Consider the following 21,707-nt stretch of genomic DNA (forward strand, 5'->3'; position numbering starts at 1 on the left):
CGCCGCTGGCTGCATTAACTTTTATTGAATGCTCGTTGATAGTTGCATTAACTTTTGCTGAATGCTCACCATGACCTCTCTGACTCTGCAACGCCAGGATCTGATGCCCGGCGCCCAACTGATCGGCGCCGACTGGCGCGCAGCGGCCGATGGCCGCGTACTGGACGTGACTGACCCGGCCACTGGCCAGGTGTTTGCCACCGTGCCGGACGGTACCGCCGCTGACGCGCGTGCTGCCGTCGATGCGGCTGTGGCCGCCTTCCCGGCCTGGCGTGCCACGCCGGCCAAGCAGCGCGCCACCATCATCAAGCGCTGGAACGATCTGCTGCTGGCGCACCAGGAAGACCTGGGCCGCCTGATCTCGCGCGAGCAGGGCAAGCCGCTGGCCGAAGCCAAGGGCGAAGTGGCCTATGCCGCCAGCTATGTGGAATGGTTCGGTGAAGAAGCCACGCGCGCCAATGGCGACATCATCCCGGCACCGGTCACCGGCCGCCGCATGATGGCGTTGAAGGAACCGGTGGGTGTCGTGGCGGCCATCACGCCGTGGAATTTCCCGGCAGCGATGATCGCCCGCAAGATCGCCCCGGCCCTGGCCGCCGGCTGCACCGTGGTGTGCAAACCGGCCGAGGACACGCCGCTGACGTCGCTGGCGCTGATCCGCCTGGCACTGGAAGCGGGCGTGCCGGCCGGGGTCATCAACATCGTCACGGCCTCGCGCGAACGTACCCCGGAAGTGGTCGATGTGTGGCTGGCCGATGGCCGCGTGCGCAAGATCAGCTTCACCGGCTCGACCGCCGTGGGCAAGCACCTGGCGCGCCATTCGGCCGATACCTTGAAGAAGCTCTCGCTGGAACTGGGCGGCAATGCGCCTTTCATCGTCTTTGATGATGCCGATATCGATGCCGCCATCGATGGCGTGATGGCCGCCAAGTTCCGCAATGGCGGCCAGACCTGCGTGAGCCCCAACCGCATCTACGTGCAAGACAAGGTCTATGAAAACTTCGTGGCCAAGCTCGGGGCGCGCGTGGCGGCACTGAAGGTCGGCCCGGCCACCGATCCGGCTTCGCAGATCGGCCCCATGATCAACGCCCGCGCCATTGGCAAGATCGACCAGCACGTGCGCGATGCCATCGAACGCGGTGCGCGCGTGATCACCGGCGGCAAGCGCCTGCAGGGCGCCGGCTTCGAAAGCGACAACTACTATGCCCCGACCGTGCTGGCCAACGTCACCGGCGAGATGCAATGCAGCTGCGAAGAGACCTTCGGACCGGTGGCACCAATTACCCGCTTCTCGACGGAAGAGGAAGTGATCGCCGCCGCCAATGCCACGCCCTTCGGCCTGGCGGCGTATTTCTATTCGACCGATGTGCGCCGCATCCATCGCGTCACCGATGCGCTGGAAAGCGGTATCGTGGGCGTCAACGAAGGTGCGCTGGCAGCGGAAGCGGCGCCCTTCGGCGGCGTGAAGGAATCCGGTTATGGCCGCGAAGGCTCGGTGCATGGCCTGGATGATTACCTGCACACCAAATACGTTTGCCAGGGCCAGCTCTGAGTCCTCCCCTGCCTAGCTGCCCCTCTCACTGAAACCAACAGGAGCCACCATGCCCGCGCTGTCCACCCACGAGCCCGAGACCGCCCGCGAGCCCTTGCCCGACCTGCTCTTGCGGCCGATTGCAACGGATGACCTGGGCCACTGCCACCGGCTGTCGCTGCGCTTCAAGTGGCCGCACCGGCTGGAAGACTGGAATTTCCTGCTGCAGATGGGGCAAGGCTACCTGCTGGAAAACACCGCCGCGGACGCGGCGCTGCGCACCGTCGGCAGCGTGGTCTGCACCACCTATGGCGAGCACCACGCCGTCATCGGCATGCTGCTGGTGCAGACCGAGTTGCAGCGGCGCGGCCTGGGACGGCGGCTGATGCAGCATGCAGCCAGCGAGGTCAATGGCCGCAGCCTCATCGTCAACGCGACAGCGGCCGGCATGCCGCTCTACAAGCAACTGGGTTTCGTGCAGCAGGATGTGCTGCACCAGTTCCAGGGCTCGTCAGCGCAGCCGGTGCTGGTGTCGCTGCCACCGGGCGAGCGCGTGCGGCCGATGGGCAAGAATGATGTCCATCGCCTGCTGGAACTGGATGCGCAGGCCACCGGCATGGATCGCAGCAAGCTGCTGCTGGCCCTGTTGGAGATATCCGAAGGCGTGGCACTGGACCGCGATGGCGAGATGCTGGGCTTTGCGCTGGTGCGCCGCTTCGGCCATGGCCGCGTGATCGGGCCGGTGGTGGCACCCGACGCGGAACGCGCCAAGGGATTGATCGCACACTGGATCAATACCTATTCGGACTCCTTCATCCGCATCGACGTGTTCGAATCGAGCGGCCTGCCGGCCTGGTTCGACAAGCTGGGCCTGACCTGCGTGGACCATGTCACGCGCATGTGCAAGGGTGAGCCGCCGGTACGTGATGCGGGCATGCAGCTGTTCTCCATCGTCAACCAGGCGCTGGGCTGAGGCTGGGCTGACGTGTCCGCGCTGCTGCCGCAGAAAATGCCGCAGCAGCGCGCAAAACCCATGAAGATGCTTTTTCAGCCCCGCATCTTGCGCATCGCCTGCGAGGCCGAGGGCATAGGATAGAACACATGCCGGTTGTGCCGTTTGCCTGCACGGCCTTGTTCAACGCATCTTCAGCGAGTCCACCTCTATGCAAACTTCCGCCCTGGCCGCGCTCGACCGCAGCCACCTGATCCACCCCGTTGCCAGCTTCCGCGAGCATGAAGAACTGGGACCCATCATCCTCAGGTCGGGCCAGGGTGCCTACCTGACCGATCACCAGGACAAGCAGTTGCTGGATGCCTTCTCGGGACTGTGGTGCGTCAATACCGGCTATGGCCAGGAAAGCGTGATCCGCGCCGCGACCGAACAGATGCAGCGCCTGCCGTATGCCACCGGCTATTTCCACTTCGCCTCGGAACCGGCCATCCTGCTGGCCAAGAAACTGGTGGACATCAGCCCGGCGTCGCTCAAGCACGTGTATTTCACCTTGGGGGGTTCCGATGCGGTGGATGCGGCCATTCGCTACATCACGCACTATCACAACTCCATCGGCAAGCCGACCAAAAAGCATTTCATCTCGCTGCAGCGTGGCTATCACGGTTCGTCCTCGGTGGGCGCGGGCCTGACTGCATTGCCCAATTTCCATTACAACTTCAACCTGCCGCTGCCGACCCAGCATTACCTGCCCTCGCCTTACCCTTACCGCAGCGAGCTGCAGGGCGATGAAGCGATCATCGCGGCCTCGGTGCAATCGCTGCGCGACAAGGTCGCCGAACTGGGCGCGGACAATGTGGCGGCGTTCTTCTGCGAACCGATCCAGGGTTCCGGCGGCGTGGTGGTGCCGCCCAAAGGCTGGCTCAAGGCCATGCAGCTGGCCTGCAACCAGCTGGACATCCTGTTCGTGGTGGACGAGGTCATCACCGGCTTCGGCCGCACCGGCCCGATGTTCGCCTGCCTGGACGAAGACGTGCAGCCCGACCTGATGACCATGGCCAAGGGCCTCACCGCCGGCTATGCGCCGATGGGCGCGGTGATGATGTCGGACCGTGTCTACAACGGCATTGCCGATGGCGCACCGATGAGCACCGTGGTCGGCCATGGCCAGACCTACTCGGCCCATCCGGTCAGTGCGGCGGTGGCGCTGGAGGTCCTGCGGCTGTATGAGGAAGGCGGTCTGCTGGAAAACGGCCGGCGCCTGGAACCGGTCTTCGCCGGCGGCCTGCGCGCCCTGCTCGATCATCCGCTGGTGGGCGATGCGCGCAGCCGTGGCCTGCTGGGCGCACTGGAACTGGTGGCTGACAAGCAGACCAAGGCACGCTTTGCACCCGAGCTGAAGCTGCACGATCGCATCTTCCAGGTGGCCTATCGCCATGGGCTGGTGTTCCGCGCCTTCGGCGACAACATCCTCGGCTTCGCGCCCGCGCTGTGCTACACGGAAGAGGATTTCGCGCTGATGTTTGCGCGCCTGCGGGCCATCCTCGATGAAGTGCTGGCCCAACCCGAGGTGCGCCAGGCCGTGCGCTGAGCCGGCCCATGCGAGTATCGCCTCCGGCACGATGGGGAAATCGCCGCCGGAGGGGTTAAAATGCCCTGCTACATCCTGCCGGATTGCGCTGCGTGCGATACGCGAGGCAAACCGGCAGGCTGAGTCGAATAACCCGAGGCAACATGATGACTAACGGCGCGTTGAAACTGGACCGGATCGATCTGAGGATTTTGTGTCACCTGCAGCAGAATAGCCGCATTACCAATGTAATCCTGGCCGACGCCGTCGGCCTCTCGCCCAGTCCCTGCCTGATCCGCGTCAAGCGCCTGGAGAAGGCCGGCTACATCAGCGGCTATGGCGCGTATATCCGTCTGGAGAAACTGGCCGACGTCCAGATCGTGTTCACCGAGGTGACGCTGTCGGACCATCGGCGCGAAGACTTCGCCAAGTTCGAAGCCACCATCCGCAACGTCGATGAAATCATCGAATGCCATCTGGTCAGCGGTGGCTATGACTACCTGCTCAAGTTCATGACCCGCAGCGTGGTGCACTACCAGAGCGTAATCGAATCGCTGCTGGAACAGAACCTGCGCATCGAGAAGTATTTCAGCTACATCGTCATCAAGTCGCCCTTCATCAAGCATCACTATCCGCTGGAAAAATTCATCCAGACCTGAGCCCCATGGGCTGGCCACCGCCGGCCGGTACCGTGCGGTGGCAGCCTGGCACGCCCTGCATGTGGCGGCTGCGCTGTCTGCACCGTTTTTCGGTACGTTTTGCTGGCCTTTATCCTCGCCTTTTTCCTGCCCTTTTTTCTGTACAGACGATCGCGGACCCTCCTGATCGTTTTTGCACACCCCCCTGTCAATTTCCGCACAGCAAGCCTTTTCCAGCGCGGCAAGCCCTCGGCCTCATCTTTACATTTATGCCCTCCGCGATGGCCGGATTGCGGCATCTCCATCCAATCTCCACAAATTCCCCAGAAAAACACGACTATTGGTCAGCAAACTCCCCTTTACTTTTGTAAAGACGTGCCGTTAACCTTCGGGTGCGCTGACGAAGGGTCAGTTTCTCAAATTACAAGAACATCACGTTTGCTTAGGGGGCAACATGGCAACTTCCACGGGGACGATCTCGACATCGGCCGGTCCGCTTGACGTTTCGACGCTGGTCAACCAGCTCATCGCGGTCGAGAGCAAGTCCAAGCTCACACCGCTGAAGACCAAGGAAAGCGGCTTCAATACGCTCATTTCCGCGTATGGCTCGCTGAAGAATGCGCTGACCAGCTATCAAAGCGCCCTGAAGGTCATGACGGCCGCCAGCTTCAGTGCGCAGAAGACCACCGTGTCCAATGCCGGCACCGGCACCAGCCTGACCACCGATCCGTTCACGGCAGAGGCCAACAGTGACGACTCGACCAAGGTCCTGGCACAGAAGTTGAAATCCGGTGGCTATGCCAGCGGCACCACCTTCAATGCCGGCGACTCGATCGCCATCAAGATCGGCACCAACTCGCCCACCTTCATCACGCTGCAGGCCAATGCCACCCTGGCGGGTCTGCGCGACACCATCAATGCCTCCAAGGCCGGCGTGACGGCCTCCATCGTCACCGATGGCAGCGGCGACCATCTGGTCCTGGAATCCAATACCGGCGGCACGGCCAACACCATCAAGGTCACGGCCAACAATTCGCTGTCCGGGCTGAGCTATGACCCCAGCGTGTCGGGCTCGGTGACGCAGATCCAGGCCCCGCGCGATACCACCAAGGCCGCCGCCGGCAAGTACAGCATCGGCGTGAGCCAGCTGGCACAGGCGGTCAAGGTCAGCTCGGCCGGCATCGTGCCGGGCACCACCTTCGACAATGGCGTGCTGGCCATCAAGACCGGCAATGGCTCGACCACGCTGATCCAGCCCAAGACCAATACCCTGGCCGGTGTGCGCGATGCCATCAACGCCAGCGAAGCGGGCGTCAATGCGGCCATCGTCAGCGACGGCACCAACGACCACCTGGTGCTCACCGCCAAGGACAGCGGCGCGGCCAACAGCCTGCGGGTCAGCGGCACCGGCAATTTCGCGGTGTTCAACTTCGATCCCAGCGGCACCGTCACCACCACGGGCGTAGCGACCAACCAGACTTACAGCAGCGGCAGCCTGGCGCTGCAGGTCGGCAGCAAGTCCTTCACCATCACCCCGACCGATCTCGACAACAGCGGTGCCATCGGCCTGAACGACGTGATGAAAGCCATCAACGATGCCAATACCGGCGTGACCGCCAGCATCAGCAACGACGGCAGCAATGACCATCTGGTGCTCACGCCGGCCGGCACGGATCCGATCAAGCTGGTCGGCAGCAATGACTATGCCAGCCTGTCCGGCAGCAGCATGGGGCAATTGGCCAAGGCGCAGGATGCCAAGCTGACCATCGATGGCGTGGCGGTGACCAGCACCACCAACAAGGTCAGCAATGCGATTTCGGGCGTGACGCTGAACCTGGCGAAGGTGACGACGGCGGCGGACAATTTCTCGCTGTCCATCGCCAATGACACCAGCGGCCTGTCGACGGCGGCCAACAGTTTCGTGACGGCCTACAACAACCTGGCCAAGGCCGTGACCAACCTCACCAAGCAGACCCCGTCCACCACCAAGGGCCAGGCCAGCACCGGCTCGCCGCTGGCAGCGGAATCTTCCGTGCTGAACATGATGACGCAGATCCGCGGCACCATGCTGGGCGCACTGGGCGACGATGGCGGCATGAACCTGTCGCAGGTGGGGATCTCGTTCCAGAAGGATGGCACGCTGGCGCTGGATGCGGCCAAGCTGACGACGGCCGGCAACAAGGATTTCGACGCGGTCGCCAAGCTCTTCACCGGGACCTCCGGCGTCGTGCCCAAGCTGCAGAAGCTGATGGACAGCATCCTGGGCGACAGCGGCACGCTGGCCACCAAGACCAAGGGCCTGCAGGACAGCCTCAAGATCGTGACCGACCAGCAGACCGCGGCCAATGATCGGCTGCAAACCCTGAAGGACAACTACACCAACCAGTTCAACCGGCTCAACGTGACGCTGGCGACGATGCAGTCGCGGCAGAGCTATCTGACCCAGCAGCTGGCGAAGTTGTCCAAGTCGTCGTGATCGTTTTGATGACAGGTCCGCACGCGCGGAGCTCCCTGTGAAAGGCCGCAGCGATTCTCGCTGCGGCCTTTTGTTTTACGGTCTGTCGTTATACTGTGACCAACCCTGGCCGCCCAAGGACCAGGTCTGACTTCGATAACAATGAACAGGGAGACTCAGTGACCACCCTCAACTACCTCGATGACTTCCAGCCGGGCCAGGTATTTCGCTCGCCGGGCACGCTCACCGTGAGCGCCGAAGAGATCAAGCAGTTCGCCCAACAGTACGATCCCCAGCCCTTCCACCTCGACGACGAAGCTGCACAGCAGACCTTCTTCCGTGGCCTGGCCGCCAGCGGCTGGCATACCGCCACGCTGACCATGCGCCTGCTGGTCGATACCCTGCACATCCAGGGCGGCATCATCGGTGCCGGCTTCGATGAATTCCGCTGGCCGCGTCCGACCCGTCCCGGCGATGTGCTGCGCCTGGAAGCCGAAGTGCTGGGCATCAAGACTTCGCAATCCAAGCCGCAGCAGGGATTCCTCAACCATCGCGTGACGACTTACAACCAGCACGACGAAGCCGTGCTCATCATGACAGGCAACCTGCTGGTACCGCGCCGCAGCCCGGGCTGATCGCTCAGGCGGCGTCGGGCTGTTGCGCCGGATGCGCCTGCTCGAAAGCGGGCAGCGCATTGCAGGCGGCCTCGATGGCGCACAGCGTCGGGTAAGGCGCCATGTCCACTTCGAAACGGCGCGCATTGAAGATCTGCGGAATCAGGAAGCAATCGGCCATGGTCGGTGCATCGCCTACGCAGAAGTGGCCACGGGTGGTATCGGCCGCCAGTTGCTGTTCCAGCGCGGTGAAACCGAGCTTGATCCAGTGCTGGATCCAGGCCGTCTTCTGCGCCTCATCCACGGCCAGCGCGTGCTTGAGATAACGCAGCACGCGCAGGTTGTTCAGCGGATGGATTTCACAGGCGATGGCCAGCGACAGTTCGCGGATATGCGCTCGCGCAAAGGCATCGCCCGACAACAGGGAGGGCGTCGGATAGCGCTCTTCCAGATACTCCAGCATCGCCATCGATTGCGTGAGCAGCTTGCCCTGGTCGGCCAGTACCGGGACCAGCGCATGCGGATTCAACTGCGTGAAGGCGGGCAGCAATTGCTCGCCGCCCTGGTTCAACAGATGCACGGCCGCCGTTTCATAAGGCACGCCTTTGAGATTCAGGGCGATGCGCACGCGATACGAGGCCGAGCTGCGGAAATAGCTGTAGAGGGTAGTCATGCGCTTGCTTCCTTCAGGAAAGACAATCGGATCAGGCCAGGCTGCGGGCAGGCAACACTGTGCCGGCCGCTTCACCGAAACCGATAGTGGGCAAGCCATCGCGACGAGCCACTGCGCGCAGGATGATGGTATCGCCATCTTCCAGGAAGACGCGCTTCTCGCCATTGGCCAGGGTCAGCGGGGTCTTGCCGCCACCGCTCAGTTCCAGCAGCGAACCGGCCTGGTCCGGTGCCGGACCCGACAAGGTACCCGACCCGAAGAAATCGCCCGGACGCAAGTTGCAGCCATTGACGGTATGGTGCGTGACCAGCTGCGCCACGGTCCAGTAGGCATCCCGATAGTTGCCCAGCGAGAGCCGTTGCGGGGCACTGCCCGCTTCACGCATGGCAGCGGTCTGGATCAGCACTTCCAGTTCGATGTCAAAGGCGCCGCTCTCGCGCAGGGTCGGCGCATCCAGGTAAGGCAGCGGCTGCGGGTCGTCCGCCGGACGCGTCCATCCGCAACGGTACGGGGCCAGCGCTTCCAGCGTGACGATCCAGGGCGAGATGGTAGAAGCAAAGCTCTTCGACAGGAAGGGACCCAGCGGCTGGTATTCCCAGGCCTGCACATCGCGTGCGGACCAGTCGTTCAGGAGACAAAGTCCAAACACCTTGTCCTCGGCCTGCGCCATCGGGACCGGCTCGCCCAGGGCATTGCCGCCGCCGATGAAGATGCCCAGTTCCAGTTCGTAATCCAGCCGCTTGCAGGGACCGAAAGCGGGCAGGTCTGCATCGGGGGCCTTGGTCTGGCCCACCGGACGGCGGAACTGCTGGCCCGAGATCGCGATGGAAGAAGCACGGCCGTGATAACCGATGGGCACCCATTTGTAGTTGGGCAGCAGCGGATTGTCCGGACGGAACAGCTTGCCTATCGTGGTGGCGTGGTGGATCGATGTGTAGAAATCGGTGTAGTCGCCGATCACGGCCGGTACATCGTATTCGGCCTGGGCTTGCGGAACCAGGCAGGCGGCCAGTTCTGACTGATGCGCCGAACCGCTGCGCAGCAGGCGCGACAATGCCAGGCGCAGTGCCGACCAGGCAGCCGGCGTGAGCGCCATCAGGGCATTGAGGCTGCTGCCGCTGCAGGCCGCGTGCGCCGCCGTGCGCGTGGCTTCATCGAAGCCCGAGAAGGCGCCGGCTGATTGGGCGGCCGGCAGGTCCAGGATCTGGTCGCCAATCGCAACGCCCGCGCGGTACGCTTCTTCACTGCCGCTGCGGCGAAACACGCCGTAAGGCAGGTTCTGGATCGGGAAGCTGCAGTTTTCTGCATTTGCGCTCTGGACCCAGCTACGCAGCGAGGTGTCATGGGTTTCGTTCAGTGTCAGGCTAGGCAGGCTCATGCGCGCTCCGGGTTGAAGTTCTTCTGGATGCCCAGCCAGCAGTCCTGGTAATCGCGCTGCAAGGTCGGCGCGGACAGGGCGTGACGGGTCGGGCAAAGGATGTTGCGGGTCTCGAACATGAAGGCCATGGTGTGGTCGACCTTGTTCGGGATGCTGGTATCGATGCGGCTGGCTTTCTCGAAGGTGGCCGCATCCGGTCCGTGACCGCTCATGCAATTATGCAGGCTGCCGCCGCCGGGCACAAAGCCGCCGCCTTCCTTGGCATCGTACTGGCCGGTGATCAGGCCCATGTATTCGCTGGCCACGTTGCGGTGGAACCAGGGCGGACGGAAGGTATTTTCAGCAGCCAGCCAGCGCGGCGGGAAGATCACGAAGTCGATCGTATCCACGCCGGGCGTATCGCTCTGCGACTGCAGCACCAAGAAGATCGAGGGATCGGGATGGTCGTAGCTGATCGAACCGATGGTGTTGAAGTGGCGCAGGTCGTACTTGTAGGGAACATAGTTGCCATGCCAGGCCACAACATCCAGCGGCGAATGGCCGATCTTCGCCTGCCACAGATTGCCGCCGAATTTGGCGATGAGCTGGAAGTCGCCCTCGCGGTCTTCGTACCAAGCGTGCGGCGTGGCGAAATCGCGCGGATTGGCCAGTCCGTTGGAACCCAGCGGACCGAGATCAGGCAGGCGCAGCAGCGCGCCGAAATTCTCGCAGATGTAGCCGCGTGCCTCGCCATCCGGCAGGCGCACCTGGAAGCGCACGCCACGCGGAATGACGGCGATCTCCTGCGGCTCGATATCGATCACGCCCAGCTCGGTACGCAATTGCAGGCGGCCCAGCTGCGGCACGATCAGCAGTTCGCCATCGGCCGAATAGAAGAAACGATCGGTCATCGAGCAATTGGCGGCATACAAGTGAATGGCGCAACCGCTCTGGGCTTGCGGCGAGCCGTTGCCGGCCATCGTGACCATCCCTTCGATGAAATCGGTGGGCACGGTCGGCATGGGTAGCGGGTCCCAGCGCAACTGGTTGGGCGGCGCTGCGACGTCGTCGAAGTGACTCACCAGCAGGCCGCGTTCCATTGGCTCAAACGGATGATGCACTGCTGCCGGACGGATGCGATAGAGCCACGAGCGACGGTTGTGACCGCGCGGCGCGGTGAAAGCGGTACCGGAAATCTGCTCGGCATACAGGCCATAGGGCGCACGCTGCGGCGAATTCTGGTGCGCGGGAAGCGCACCCGGCAGGGCCTCGGTGGCGAACTCATTGCCGAAGCCGGACTGGTAGCCGCGTGTATGCACGTGATGGCTGACGGAAGAATCGGTGACGGTATTCATGCGGACACTCCTCGGGAAGTACGATGCAGGCGCGCGATGGTCAGCGCCGAAATCAGCGCCGGCACCGCCGCTGCGATGAACAGCGAACCATTGCTCCACTGCAGCGCGATCAGTTGGCCGCCGATGACCGGCCCGACCACCGAGCCGATGCGGCCGATGCCCAGCGCCCAGCCGATGCCGGTGGAACGCAGCGTGGTCGGGTAGAAGGTACCGGCCAGTGCATTGACGGCCGGTTGTCCACCCACGATGCAGAAGCCCGCCACGATCACCGCCAGGAACAGCAGCACCGGCATGGCCGCCACCTTGCCGATCAGCGCAATGGACACGCAGGCCAGCAGGAAGCAGCTGCCCAGTACGCGGGTGAAGCCGAAGCGGTTGATGAAGCGGCCCAAGGTCAGCGTACCGACCACGCCGCCCACTTGCAGCGAGGTACCGATCAGCACGGCCATGCTGGTGGAATAGCCGGCGTCACGAATGAGCGTGGGCAGCCAATTGGAGAGGAAGTACAGGTTGATCAGGTTCATGAAGCTGATCAGCCACAGCAGCACGGTGACACCGGCGCGGCCATCGCGGAACAGGGCGGCTACCGGCATGCCTTCGGCCTTGCTTTCCTTGACCACGACCTCGGTGCTGTCATCAATGCGGATGGCGGGATCGAGCTTGCGCAGCCAGCGCGCCACCTGGCTGCGCGCACGACGGTGCAGCACCAGGAACTGTATCGATTCCGGCAGCCAGACCAGCATCGCCAGGCCCAGCACCAGCGGCACTGCACCGCCCACCCAGAACACTGCATGCCAGCCGTGCGCCGGGATCAGCGCTGCGCTCACGAATCCGCCGGCCGCAGCGCCCACGGTAAAGCCGCAGGAGACCAGCATCATGCGGGTCACGCGGGAGGAGGAGGGGCTGTATTCACCGACCAGCGCCATCGCATTGGGCATGATGCTGCCCAGGCCGAAGCCGGTGATGAAACGCACGATCAGCAACTGATCGATGGTGGTGACCAGCGGCGTCACCAGCATGCAGACCGCAAAGAACAGGGTCGAGGCGATCAGGACCGGACGGCGGCCGTAGCGGTCACCCACCGGGGTAAGCACCAGCGAGCCCAGCAGCATGCCGAACAGGCCGGCACCGAATACCGGTCCCAGGCTGGCCTTGCTCACGCCCCAGTCGGCGATGATGGCCGGGGCCACATAGCCCATGGCCTGCACGTCGAAACCATCGATGATGAGGCACAGGCCGCACAGCAGCAGCAGGCCGAATTGAAAAGTGCCGAACCGGCCCTGCTCCACCACCTGGTCCACATGGACCGTGGGGAGAGCGCCACTTGCGTGGATACTCATTGTCGTGCTCCTCGTCTGTCTTTACGTTTTTTTAGTTGTGTTGCCTGCCATCCATGGGCCGATGCGGCCGACAATGGCAGATTGCATGGCCGTGTGCGCAGACGCTGCTGCGCGGCTCTTGATGGTGTTGTCGCGCCGTCACTGTAGTGCAATCGCCCTTCTTTTACGATATAAATACGAAAATACGATCCATTCATTTCATGAATATTGCAGTGCACGCGTTTGCCGTACTGCCGAGCTGACCATGGCCCTCATCGAACCGCGCGACATCGATCTCAATCTGCTGGTGGTATTTCAGGAAGTCTTCCAGGAACGCCAGATCTCCTCGGTCGCCCGTCGGCTGGGGCTGTCGCAGCCGGCGGTGTCCAACGCGCTGGCGCGGTTGCGGCGCAGCTTCGGCGATGAGCTGTTCGTGCGCACGGCACAAGGCATGCAGCCCACGCCCTTTGCCGAACAGCTGGCCGAGCCGGTGGCTGCGGCGCTGCAGCAGGTAGCCCGTGCTCTCAACCTGCAGGAAGGCTTTGCGCCGCAGACCAGCGAGCGCCGCTTCACGATTGCCATGACCGATGTGGGTGAGGTGTATTTCATGCCGCGCCTGATCGAAGCCTGTGCCGAGGTCGCGCCGGGCGTGAGCCTGTCGACCGTGCGTGCCGGGGCGATCGACCTGAAGAGTGAAATGGAAGCGGGCCGGGTGGACCTGGCCATCGGCGCGTTCGACAATCTGTCGGAGGCGCTGTACCAGCGGCGATTGTTCCGCCAGGAATACGTGAGCATGTTCCGTATCGGCCATGCGCTGGACAAGCGCGGCGAAGTCAGCCTGAAGGAATTCCTGGCAGCCGAGCACCTGATGGTGTCTTCGCTGGAGAGTCCTTATGATCGCATCAACCAGAATCTGGAGAAGGCCGGCGTGCTGCCCAGCGTGCGCTTCCGGGTGCCGCATTTCACGGCGGTTCCTTACATCGTCAGCACCACGGCGCTGGTGGTGACGGTGCCCCGCAAGCTCGCCGAGAGTGCTGCCGCGCCCTTCGGACTGCGTTACATCAAACCGCCGCTGCGCCTGCCGGCGCTGCAGACCAACATGTTCTGGCATCGCCGCTACAATCAGGACGAGGGCAATGTCTGGCTGCGCAACCTGATCTCGGCGCACTTTGCCGAATGAATCCGGGCAGGACAACGACTGTGGCCGGAAGGCCGGGGAGACAACATGAACATCTACCGCGACTATGACCGCGAGGCGCTGGACGAGCAATACAACGTGCGCCTGCGTATTACGGATTTCCAGGCGTATTTCGACCGCTTTGCGCGCGAGGGAGAAGCAGCGCGGCAAGCGCATCCGCATCTGACCGATGTGCCTTACGGAGAGGATGCGCTGCAGACGCTGGATTTCTTTCCCGGGCGCAGCAATGGCCGGCCCCTGCTGGTCTTCATCCACGGCGGCTACTGGCGCTCGCTGGACAAGCACCAGTTCAGCCAACTGGCCCTGCCCTACCTGGCCCAGGACATCAACGTGGCCCTCATCAATTACCGCCTGGCCCCACAAGTGCGCATGGGCGACATCGCCGCCGACTGCGGGCGCGCGCTGCGCATGCTGTATGCCAAGGCGGCGGCGCTGCGCTTCGATCCGGATGCGATCTGGCTCATGGGCCACTCGGCCGGTGCCCACCTGGCCGCGCTGATTGCTTCGCTGGGTGCCGCGCCGGTGCGCGGCGTGTGCGGCATCAGCGGGATCTATGACCTGGAACCGGTGCGGCTGTCCTATCTGAACGAAGTGCTGCACCTCTCGCCCTCGGACGCCCAGCAGGCCAGCCCGCAATTGCTCGCCATGCCCAATGGCGTGCAGGCCTTGCTATGTGCGGGCGACGATGAATCGGCGGAATTCCTGCGCCAGCGCGATTTCTATGCGGCCACGCTGCGGCAGTCGGGACATGCGGTGGAAGTCTTGCCGCTGCCCGGGCAACATCACCTGAGTGTGGTGGATGTGGCGGCCGATACCGGGAGCAGTTTGACTCGGACCCTGTTGAAGATGATGTTGGGGTAAACGAGCTTGCCGATGTCGCCCCAGCCACGCTACGTCCCGGTGGCTGGATGCTGTAGCGGAGAGACACTGAAGTCAGCTTGCCTTGCCCGGTCGGCGCATCTTGGCTCGAGGCTTTTCCGTAACGGCAATGGGCGCGCGCAGGACCTTCACCGGTTCGGGTGTCAAATCAAACGTCTTGTTGCCTGGGAACGTTGCCGTCAGCACCAATTGACCGCCCAAGCCCCGCACGAAGTCCATGACGCTGCTCACTAGCAGGTCATCACGACTTTCCATCTTCGAAATGGCTGCCTGCTGAATATTCAAACTCGCGGCAAGGCTGGCCTGCGTCACTTGCAGGCTCTTGCGCAATGCCTGCAATTTGATGCAGGTCTGCATGGATTCGGTTCTTGCGTTTGCCTGCACTTGCGCCTCAGGATGCATGCGGGCGCGCAATTCACTAAATTTTTTTGCCATGATCGACTGCCTCCTTGCTCAGTGTGTCGAGATGAACGTCGTAGAGCCTGTCCGCGAGAGGGATGGTGTGCTCGTACCAACGATGGTTTCCGGTCTTGTCTCCGCCAATCAACAGGATCGCATGCCGCAATGGATCAAATGCGTAGAGCACCCGGTAAGGTCTTCCGGCATGCTGGATCCGAAGCTCTCTCATGTGCGCATGCCTGGAACCGAGAATTCCAGAACTGTATGGGTGTCTGAGAGCGGGTCCGTTTTTCTCCAGCAGGCCGACGTAGGCAGCCACGGACGTCTGCTCAGCATCATTGAGCCGATCCCACCAGTCTTCGAATTCATCGGTAAATTCTACCTCGCATTGCATGCTTTATTCCCCTGAAGTTATATTCCACTTAAGGAATTTTTTGAAGATGGCAGGAGAATTTCCGGCAACATGCGCTCCTGGCTTGGTCGGCCAGGTTAACCAGCAAGACTGGCAAATAATTTCCTCAAGGAAAATTCATGGTGGAGCTCGAAGAGTTTTGTGTACGGACAGCTACATCACGCCACCCAAAAACAACAATAAGAATCATTTTCATCTGAACTATAATACCGGCCTGACCCGCCGGTCGCGCCCGCTGCGGCCCGGCAGACAACACCAACAAGGCGCATGCGCGCCTCTCGCCGCCCTAGTGATACATGTTCAAGAAGATCTGGTTCCAGTTGCACTGGTTCATCGGCATTACTGCCGGTACCCTGTTGATGACCATCGGCGTGACCGGCGCCGTGCTGGCTTTCCGCGAAGAAATCATGGAGGCGCTGAGCCCCGGCGTGATGCATGTGCAAGTGCGCCAGCAGGCCACGCTCACGCCCCAGCAACTGCTGGACAAACTCCGTGAGGCCGAACCGGCCCGGCGCGTCACCACCCTCACCCTCACTTCTGAACCCGGCGCCTCGGCCCGCGTGGTGTTCGCGCCGCCGCCCGGCGTGCGGCGCGGTGAGGTGCGCTATGCCGATCCCTATACCGGCGCGCTGCTGCCGCCGGTGACAGGCGCGGAATTCTTCGAGTTCATCGAGCACTTCCACCGCTGGCTGCTGCTGCCCACCGAGATCGGCAAGATCGTGCTGGGCACGCTGGCACTGGCGCTGCTGGTGCTGGCGCTTTCGGGCCTCTACCTGCGCTGGCCGCGCCGCCCGCTGTCGCTGCGCGCCTGGCTGCGGCTGGACTTCCAGTTGCAGGGCCGCTCCTTCCTGTGGAACCTGCATTCGGTCATCGGTACCTGGTCGCTGGTGATGTATGTCGTGTTCTCCATCACGGGTGCCTACTGGGCGCTGGACTGGTTCAAGGACGGCCTCAATACGCTGGCCGGCGAGAGCCGCCGCCCCGCCATGCAACGCGGCGAAGGCAAGAAGAAACCCGCAGCGGACGAAGCCATCCCGCTGGAACTGACCCAGGCCTGGAACAGTTTCCTGGCCAAGGCCCCCAACTACCAGAGCGCCCAGCTGCGCCTGCCGGAACAGGGATCACAGCCGGTGCAGATCTTCTTCCTCGATCACGGTGCGCCCCATGAGCGCGCCCGCAGCCGCATGGTGGTCCTGCCGCAGAGCGGCGAGGTCCGGCAGCTGGAACGCTACGAGGACAAGAGCAATGGCGGCAAGCTGATCGCGGCCATCTATCCGCTGCACATGGGCACTTACTTCGGCCTGCCGGGCCGCATCATCATGGCCATCGCCAGCCTGATGATGCCGCTCTTTGGCATCACCGGCTGGATGCTCTATCTCGACCGCCGCCGCAAAAAGGCCGCGCTGCGCGCCGAACGTGCCAGCCTCAACGGCACGGCACCCGCTCCCGAAGGCGAACCGGTCCTGGTGGCCTATGCCTCGCAGACCGGCCAGGCCGAGCGCATCGCCCTGCATACCGCTGCCGGCCTGCGCCGCAGCGGCATCGCCGTGCAGCTGCAAGCGCTGGCACAAAGCACGCCGGAGAGCTTGCGCCATCACCGCCGCATCCTCTTCATCGCCAGCACCTTTGGCGAGGGCGATGCACCCGACAGTGCACGCGGCTTCGAAAAGCGCCTGCGCCAGGCCGCAGGGCAGTCGCTGGTCCACGTGCACTACGCCATCCTGGCGCTGGGCGACCGTCACTATCCGCAGTTCTGCGGCTTCGGCCACACCCTCGACCATGGCCTGCGCCAGTGCGGGGCCAAGCCCCTGTTCCCGCTGGTGGAAGTGGACCGCATGGCCGGCGTGGCGCTGCGCAAATGGGAAACTGAACTGGCCGCCCACGGACTGCAGGCGAATGTGAGCGAATTCCTGCCCACCACTGCACCGGCATGGCAACAATGGAAGCTGACACGACGCGTGCTCATGAATCCGGGCAGCCAGGGTGCGCCGCTGTATCACGTGGAATTAAAGCCGCAGGACAGCAGCCTGCCCGACTGGCAAGCCGGTGCACTGGTCGAGATCCTGCCGCGCCACGCACCGGATCGTATCGCCCTGCTGCTGCAGCGACTGCAGCTGGATGGCAGCGCCATGGTGAGCCATCAAGGCCGGCAAAAGACGCTGGCCGACGCGCTGGCCTGCAGCGTGCTGCCCACGCATCCTGTACGGGAAGCCCAAGCCCTGGCCGACCAGTTGCAGCCCCTTGCCGCGCGTTCGTACTCGGTGGCCTCGGTGCCACAGGATGGCGCGGTGCACCTGCTGGTGCGCCAGGTCCGGCATGAAGACGGACTGGGACTGGCCTCCGGCTGGCTGACCGAATTTGCACCAGGCGATGCCTCAATCGATCTGCGTCTGGTGGAGAACGCCGGTTTCGCTCCGGTCGCGGCCGATACGCCGGCCATCTTCATCGGCAATGGCTCGGGCCTGGCCGGCTTGCGCGGTCACCTGCACGCACGCATGCAGCACGCAGAAACGCAGTCCCGCAACTGGCTGCTTTTTGGAGAACGTAACGAACGTTACGATTTCCTGTATGCCGATGAATTGCAGGACTGGCTGGAACACGGCCGCCTGGCGCGCCTTGATCTCGCCTTCTCGCGTGACCAGAGCGAACGCCTGTATGTACAGGACCGCCTGCGTCAAGCCGGGCCCGAGCTGCGCCAGTGGCTGGACCAGGGCGCAGTCATCTACGTCTGCGGCAGCCTGGAAGGCATGGCCGCCGGTGTCGATGCCGTCCTCACGGACCTGCTGGGCGAAGCCGGCCTGCATGCCCTGATCGAACAGAATCGCTATCGCCGCGACGTTTACTGATGATTCCCGCCGGATGGATCGTCGATCCATCCGCCTCTCCTCCTGCGGGATGCAACAGCGCCCGCGCCCCCCTGTAGGCAGCTCCCGCTTTCCTTTGTAGGACAGTTCCGATTCGTGCCTGCGGTCGCGCTACGGCGCTGCAGCCGGGCATATACTCGTCCGCACAGCGTTGCCTGCCGACGCCGGACAGCGTCCCGGTCCATGGCAGCGCCCAACCGGGATCCTTCCATGACCAACAAGAAAATGAGATTGAGGAGCTGGTCCGCCGCCGGGCTCGCGCTGCTGCTGAGCTCGCTGATGCTGGCCGCATGCAGCTCGCTGCCCACCATCGTGCCCGACATGGACACGCAATCGGCCCGCACCATCCAGATGAAGGGCGGACGCGGCGTGCTCTCCGAGGCACAGGCCAAGGCCGCGCTGGACAAGCTGCGCGCGCAGAATGCCGACAACACCCTGCTGGACCGCCACGTGGCCATCGAAGGCGCCATCACCGGCTCGCCGCTGGTCACCGGCAACAAGGTCACGCTGCTCATCGACGGCCCGGCCACCTATGCCTCCATGCAGCAGGCCATCCAGGCCGCGCGCTATCACATCAACATGGAAACCTACATCATGGAAGACGATGAGGTCGGCCGCCAGTTTGCCGACCTGCTGATCGCCATGCAGAAGAAGGGAGTGCAGGTCAACCTGATGTATGACAGCGTGGGCAGCATCAATACCCCGCGCGAATTCTTCCAGCCCCTGATCGATGCGGGCGTGCATGTGCTGGAATTCAATCCGATCAATCCGACGCAGCTGCGCAAGGACTGGGCCGTCAACCAGCGCGATCACCGCAAGCTGCTGGTGGTCGATGGCAAGACCGCTTTCGTCGGCGGCATCAACATCAGCAGCGTGTATTCCAGCGGGTCCTTCAGCACCCGCAAGAAAAAACCGCAGCTCAACAAGGACGGCGAGCAGATCCCTTGGCGTGATACGCAGGTGCGCATCGATGGCCCGGTAGCGCTGGAATTCCAGAAGCTGTTCATCGAGACCTGGGGCAAGCAGCGCGGTCCGGACCTCGGCGACCATCGCTACTTCCCGCCCGTGGCCCCGGCCGGCAACGAGATCGTGCGCGCCATCGGCAGCTCACCGGATGATCCTTACAGCATCATCTACGCCACCTTCATCTCGGCCATTCAACATGCGGAGAGTTCGATCTACCTGACCAATGCCTACTTCGTGCCCGATCCGCAACTGCGCGATTCGCTCAAGGATGCGGCCCGGCGCGGCGTGGATGTGCGCCTGATCCTGCCCTCGCACAGCGACTCCTCGCTGGTGCTGTATGCCTCGCGCTCCTTCTACAGCGAACTGCTGGAAGCGGGCGTGCGCATCTACGAGCGCCAGGACGCGCTGCTGCATTCCAAGACCGCGCTCATCGATGGCGTCTGGTCCACCATCGGTTCGACCAACCTCGACTGGCGCAGCTTCGTCTACAACCAGGAAATCAATGCCGTGATCCTGAGCCCGCAATTCGGGGCCCAGACCAGAACCATGTTCGACCGGGATCTTGGTGCCTCCAAGGAAATCACAAAGGAACAATGGGAGCAGCGCCCGATCAGTGAAAGGATGAAGGAATTTGGTGCCAGCGTCTGGTCCCGCCTGCTTTGAGCGCGGCGGGAAACGCCGGTGAATGAACGAATGTACTGAAATCGAAAAGGAGTCCGGTTTGCGATCGATGTTGTCCCGTCTGACCTCACGCTTGTTGCTGGCTGCCACCTGTGCCTTGGCGGTCGGCAGCTGGGCACATGCCCAAACCCAGACCGGTGCGGTCGCCATGAAGAGCCGTTACGAAGAATTGCAGGGCGAGCTCAGCAACAACGGTTACCATCGCCCTCTTTACCTGAATTCGCGCGAGGAAGGCGGCAACGTCAAGGGCGACATCTATGCCGTGCTGAGCTATCCCTTTGCGCAAGTGCGCGAGTCGCTGGACAACCCCGATCATTGGTGTGACATCCTCATCCTGCACCTCAACACCAAGTATTGCCGCATGATGCGCGAAAACGGCAAGACCACCCTGCGCATGCAGGTCGGCAAGAAGACCGAACAGGATCTCAACGATACCTACCGCGTCGACCTGCGCTATCACGGCGGGGCCAGCGCAGCCGATTATTTTTCGTCCTCGATGCTGGCCGACAAGGGACCGCTGGACACCTCCAACTATCGCATCGAGATTGAAGCCATTCCGCTGGATGACAAGCGCTCCTTCCTGCATTTCAGCTATGCCTATTCCTATGGCATGGCCAGCAAGCTGGCGCTGCGCGCCTACCTGATGACGGCCGGCCGCGACAAGGTCGGTTTCAGCGTGGTCAAGCGCGAGGCCAACGGACAGCCGCAGTATGTCTCAGGCAGTCGCGCCACGGTGGAGCGCAATACCATGCGCTATTACCTGGCCATCGATGCCTATCTGTCCGGCCTGGAAGCACCGGCCGGAGAACGGCTGGAGAAGCGGCTGACGGCCTGGTACGGTGCGACCGAACAATATCCCCGCCAGTTGCATGAGGTCAGCCGCGAGGACTATCTCTCCATGAAGCGCAAGGAAGTGGCGCGGCAGCAGAAGGCCGCTCAGTAATCCTGCACTTCGGCCTGCTCACGCAGCCACTCAAGGAACGCAGCCACCGCAGGCCGGCGCGCATGATGCGCCGGGTAGACCGCAAAGTGCGCCTTGACCTTGATGGCGAGATCCAGTCCGAAGACCGGTTTCAGTTTCTTTTCCTCGATGTGCCGCGCGGCCACGGTCGCGCTCTCCAGCGCCACGCCCAATCCCTGGGTGGCGGCATCCAGTGACATCTGCGCGCGGTCGAAGCGCACCGCGAATTGCTCCGGCGGACGCACGTCCGCAAATTCCCCGAACCAGTCCGACCACTGCACCACGCTCACATTGCTGCGAATGAGCTTCACGCCCAGCAGATCGGCGGGCTTCCTGAGTTTGTATTCACGGATGAAGGCCGGGCTGGCCAAGGGCACGATGCGCTCTTCGAAGAGCGGCTCCACTACCAGTCCCGGCCAGTTGGGAATGCCGTAGCGGATGTCGATATCGACTTCGCCCAACTCGAAATTGCTCTGCGAGTGCGCCGCCGAGAGATTGAAGGTGATCTCCGGATAGGTGCGCGCGAAATCATTGAGCCGCGCCATCAGCCACAGGCTGGCGATGCTGGGCGCGGAATGGATGTAGAGCGTATTGCTGACTCCTTGCCGCACGTCCATGGACGCCGCCGTGATGGCCGAGATCGCCCCTTGGATGCGCGCCAGGTAACTTTCCCCGGCCGTGGTGATGCGCACGCCGTGCGCACTGCGCTCGAAGAGCCGAATGCCGAGATAGGACTCCAGCCGTGCCACCTGATGGCTCACCGCCGAAGCGGTCAGGTGCAGCTCGGCCGCCGCCAGCGCAAAACTCTTGCGCCGGGCCACCGCTTCGAAGGCCTGAAGGTTGGGTAACGGCGGGAGAACGGCCATGGACGGGCTCTGTGGCTAAG

The 21,707-nt window shown here is 63.1% G+C and carries 18 protein-coding genes; 11 read left to right on the plus strand and 7 right to left on the minus strand.

Annotated features, from left to right (window positions below; genetic code table 11):
- Nucleotides 1–70 precede the first annotated feature (70 nt).
- From ACWHXP_RS14665 to ACWHXP_RS14690, 6 genes are all read left to right on the plus strand, one after another.
- A complete protein-coding gene (locus ACWHXP_RS14665; RefSeq protein ID WP_034332106.1) occupies nucleotides 71–1,552 on the plus strand; it encodes an NAD-dependent succinate-semialdehyde dehydrogenase in 1,482 nt (493 codons plus the stop codon).
- Between the two features lie 49 nt (nucleotides 1,553–1,601).
- A complete protein-coding gene (locus ACWHXP_RS14670; RefSeq protein WP_039785952.1) occupies nucleotides 1,602–2,504 on the plus strand; it encodes a GNAT family N-acetyltransferase in 903 nt (300 codons plus the stop codon).
- Between the two features lie 190 nt (nucleotides 2,505–2,694).
- Nucleotides 2,695–4,071 carry an aspartate aminotransferase family protein gene (locus ACWHXP_RS14675; RefSeq protein ID WP_489635688.1) on the plus strand — a complete coding sequence of 459 codons (1,377 nt, stop codon included), beginning with the start codon at nucleotides 2,695–2,697 and terminating at the stop codon, nucleotides 4,069–4,071.
- Nucleotides 4,072–4,214: 143 nt separating this feature from the next.
- Nucleotides 4,215–4,709: an Lrp/AsnC family transcriptional regulator gene (locus ACWHXP_RS14680; protein ID WP_081486017.1), complete on the plus strand. Its 495-nt coding sequence runs from the start codon at nucleotides 4,215–4,217 to the stop codon at nucleotides 4,707–4,709.
- Between the two features lie 433 nt (nucleotides 4,710–5,142).
- Nucleotides 5,143–7,164, plus strand: a complete 2,022-nt coding sequence (fliD, locus tag ACWHXP_RS14685) for a flagellar filament capping protein FliD (protein WP_489635687.1) — start codon at nucleotides 5,143–5,145, stop codon at nucleotides 7,162–7,164.
- Between the two features lie 158 nt (nucleotides 7,165–7,322).
- The gene (locus ACWHXP_RS14690) at nucleotides 7,323–7,778 is read left to right on the plus strand and encodes a MaoC family dehydratase (protein WP_489635686.1); all 456 of its coding nucleotides are present in this window, start codon (nucleotides 7,323–7,325) and stop codon (nucleotides 7,776–7,778) included.
- Nucleotides 7,779–7,782: 4 nt separating this feature from the next.
- Here ACWHXP_RS14690 and maiA read toward each other — a convergent pair whose 3' ends face one another.
- The 4 genes from maiA to ACWHXP_RS14710 are packed head-to-tail and all read right to left on the minus strand — an operon-like array spanning nucleotide 7,783 to nucleotide 12,482.
- Nucleotides 7,783–8,430, minus strand: coding sequence for a maleylacetoacetate isomerase (maiA, locus tag ACWHXP_RS14695; protein ID WP_489635685.1), 648 nt, complete (start codon nucleotides 8,428–8,430; stop codon nucleotides 7,783–7,785).
- 31 nt (nucleotides 8,431–8,461) lie between these two features.
- A complete protein-coding gene (gene fahA, locus ACWHXP_RS14700) occupies nucleotides 8,462–9,808 on the minus strand; it encodes a fumarylacetoacetase (RefSeq protein ID WP_489624853.1) in 1,347 nt (448 codons plus the stop codon).
- Entirely contained in the window at nucleotides 9,805–11,142 is a 1,338-nt protein-coding gene (gene hmgA / locus ACWHXP_RS14705; RefSeq protein WP_489624852.1) for a homogentisate 1,2-dioxygenase, read from the minus strand. Before hmgA ends, fahA begins: the two co-directional genes overlap by 4 nt.
- Nucleotides 11,139–12,482 (minus strand): MFS transporter, encoded by a 1,344-nt coding sequence (locus ACWHXP_RS14710; RefSeq protein ID WP_209567775.1) that lies wholly within the window; start codon nucleotides 12,480–12,482, stop codon nucleotides 11,139–11,141. Before ACWHXP_RS14710 ends, hmgA begins: the two co-directional genes overlap by 4 nt.
- Nucleotides 12,483–12,726: 244 nt before the next feature.
- On the opposite strand from ACWHXP_RS14710, the gene ACWHXP_RS14715 reads away from it, so the two are divergent.
- Nucleotides 12,727–13,641 carry a LysR substrate-binding domain-containing protein gene (locus ACWHXP_RS14715; RefSeq protein WP_121044179.1) on the plus strand — a complete coding sequence of 305 codons (915 nt, stop codon included), beginning with the start codon at nucleotides 12,727–12,729 and terminating at the stop codon, nucleotides 13,639–13,641.
- Between the two features lie 45 nt (nucleotides 13,642–13,686).
- Complete coding sequence (locus tag ACWHXP_RS14720; protein WP_209567777.1) at nucleotides 13,687–14,520, plus strand: alpha/beta hydrolase; 834 nt, start codon at nucleotides 13,687–13,689, stop codon at nucleotides 14,518–14,520.
- 72 nt (nucleotides 14,521–14,592) lie between these two features.
- Here ACWHXP_RS14720 and ACWHXP_RS14725 read toward each other — a convergent pair whose 3' ends face one another.
- Together ACWHXP_RS14725 and ACWHXP_RS14730 are read right to left on the minus strand one after the other, a co-directional pair.
- On the minus strand, nucleotides 14,593–14,973 hold the full coding sequence (locus ACWHXP_RS14725; protein ID WP_121044185.1) for a helix-turn-helix domain-containing protein: 381 nt from the start codon (nucleotides 14,971–14,973) through the stop codon (nucleotides 14,593–14,595).
- Entirely contained in the window at nucleotides 14,957–15,331 is a 375-nt protein-coding gene (locus ACWHXP_RS14730) for a type II toxin-antitoxin system RelE/ParE family toxin (RefSeq protein WP_134137167.1), read from the minus strand. The genes ACWHXP_RS14725 and ACWHXP_RS14730 overlap by 17 nt, the downstream gene beginning before the upstream one ends.
- A 314-nt stretch (nucleotides 15,332–15,645) precedes the next feature.
- On the opposite strand from ACWHXP_RS14730, the gene ACWHXP_RS14735 reads away from it, so the two are divergent.
- From ACWHXP_RS14735 to ACWHXP_RS14745, 3 genes are all read left to right on the plus strand, one after another.
- On the plus strand, nucleotides 15,646–18,195 hold the full coding sequence (locus ACWHXP_RS14735; RefSeq protein ID WP_489635684.1) for a PepSY domain-containing protein: 2,550 nt from the start codon (nucleotides 15,646–15,648) through the stop codon (nucleotides 18,193–18,195).
- Between the two features lie 228 nt (nucleotides 18,196–18,423).
- On the plus strand, nucleotides 18,424–19,842 hold the full coding sequence (gene cls, locus ACWHXP_RS14740; RefSeq protein WP_489635683.1) for a cardiolipin synthase: 1,419 nt from the start codon (nucleotides 18,424–18,426) through the stop codon (nucleotides 19,840–19,842).
- A 67-nt stretch (nucleotides 19,843–19,909) separates the two neighbouring features.
- Nucleotides 19,910–20,803 (plus strand): hypothetical protein, encoded by an 894-nt coding sequence (locus tag ACWHXP_RS14745; RefSeq protein WP_039786206.1) that lies wholly within the window; start codon nucleotides 19,910–19,912, stop codon nucleotides 20,801–20,803.
- Here the strand turns inward: ACWHXP_RS14745 and ACWHXP_RS14750 are convergent.
- Nucleotides 20,797–21,687, minus strand: a complete 891-nt coding sequence (locus tag ACWHXP_RS14750) for a LysR substrate-binding domain-containing protein (RefSeq protein ID WP_489635682.1) — start codon at nucleotides 21,685–21,687, stop codon at nucleotides 20,797–20,799. The two genes, ACWHXP_RS14745 and ACWHXP_RS14750, sit on opposite strands and share 7 nt — an antisense overlap.
- Nucleotides 21,688–21,707 lie beyond the last annotated feature (20 nt).

The sequence above is a fragment of the Herbaspirillum sp. Her2 genome (genome assembly GCF_057961375.1).

Excerpts from the sequence above, each read along its gene's own strand:
- ACWHXP_RS14665 (WP_034332106.1), top strand. The coding sequence starts at position 71 with ATGACCTCTCTGACTCTGCAACGCCAGGATCTGATGCCCGGCGCCCAA.
- cls (WP_489635683.1), top strand. The coding sequence starts at position 18,424 with ATGACCAACAAGAAAATGAGATTGAGGAGCTGGTCCGCCGCCGGGCTC.
- ACWHXP_RS14670 (WP_039785952.1), top strand. The coding sequence starts at position 1,602 with ATGCCCGCGCTGTCCACCCACGAGCCCGAGACCGCCCGCGAGCCCTTG.
- ACWHXP_RS14745 (WP_039786206.1), top strand. The coding sequence starts at position 19,910 with ATGTTGTCCCGTCTGACCTCACGCTTGTTGCTGGCTGCCACCTGTGCC.
- ACWHXP_RS14725 (WP_121044185.1), bottom strand. The coding sequence starts at position 14,973 with ATGGCAAAAAAATTTAGTGAATTGCGCGCCCGCATGCATCCTGAGGCG.
- ACWHXP_RS14675 (WP_489635688.1), top strand. The coding sequence starts at position 2,695 with ATGCAAACTTCCGCCCTGGCCGCGCTCGACCGCAGCCACCTGATCCAC.
- maiA (WP_489635685.1), bottom strand. The coding sequence starts at position 8,430 with ATGACTACCCTCTACAGCTATTTCCGCAGCTCGGCCTCGTATCGCGTG.
- ACWHXP_RS14730 (WP_134137167.1), bottom strand. The coding sequence starts at position 15,331 with ATGCAATGCGAGGTAGAATTTACCGATGAATTCGAAGACTGGTGGGAT.
- ACWHXP_RS14720 (WP_209567777.1), top strand. The coding sequence starts at position 13,687 with ATGAACATCTACCGCGACTATGACCGCGAGGCGCTGGACGAGCAATAC.
- fahA (WP_489624853.1), bottom strand. The coding sequence starts at position 9,808 with ATGAGCCTGCCTAGCCTGACACTGAACGAAACCCATGACACCTCGCTG.
- fliD (WP_489635687.1), top strand. The coding sequence starts at position 5,143 with ATGGCAACTTCCACGGGGACGATCTCGACATCGGCCGGTCCGCTTGAC.
- ACWHXP_RS14735 (WP_489635684.1), top strand. The coding sequence starts at position 15,646 with ATGTTCAAGAAGATCTGGTTCCAGTTGCACTGGTTCATCGGCATTACT.
- hmgA (WP_489624852.1), bottom strand. The coding sequence starts at position 11,142 with ATGAATACCGTCACCGATTCTTCCGTCAGCCATCACGTGCATACACGC.
- ACWHXP_RS14715 (WP_121044179.1), top strand. The coding sequence starts at position 12,727 with ATGGCCCTCATCGAACCGCGCGACATCGATCTCAATCTGCTGGTGGTA.
- ACWHXP_RS14680 (WP_081486017.1), top strand. The coding sequence starts at position 4,215 with ATGATGACTAACGGCGCGTTGAAACTGGACCGGATCGATCTGAGGATT.
- ACWHXP_RS14750 (WP_489635682.1), bottom strand. The coding sequence starts at position 21,687 with ATGGCCGTTCTCCCGCCGTTACCCAACCTTCAGGCCTTCGAAGCGGTG.
- ACWHXP_RS14710 (WP_209567775.1), bottom strand. The coding sequence starts at position 12,482 with ATGAGTATCCACGCAAGTGGCGCTCTCCCCACGGTCCATGTGGACCAG.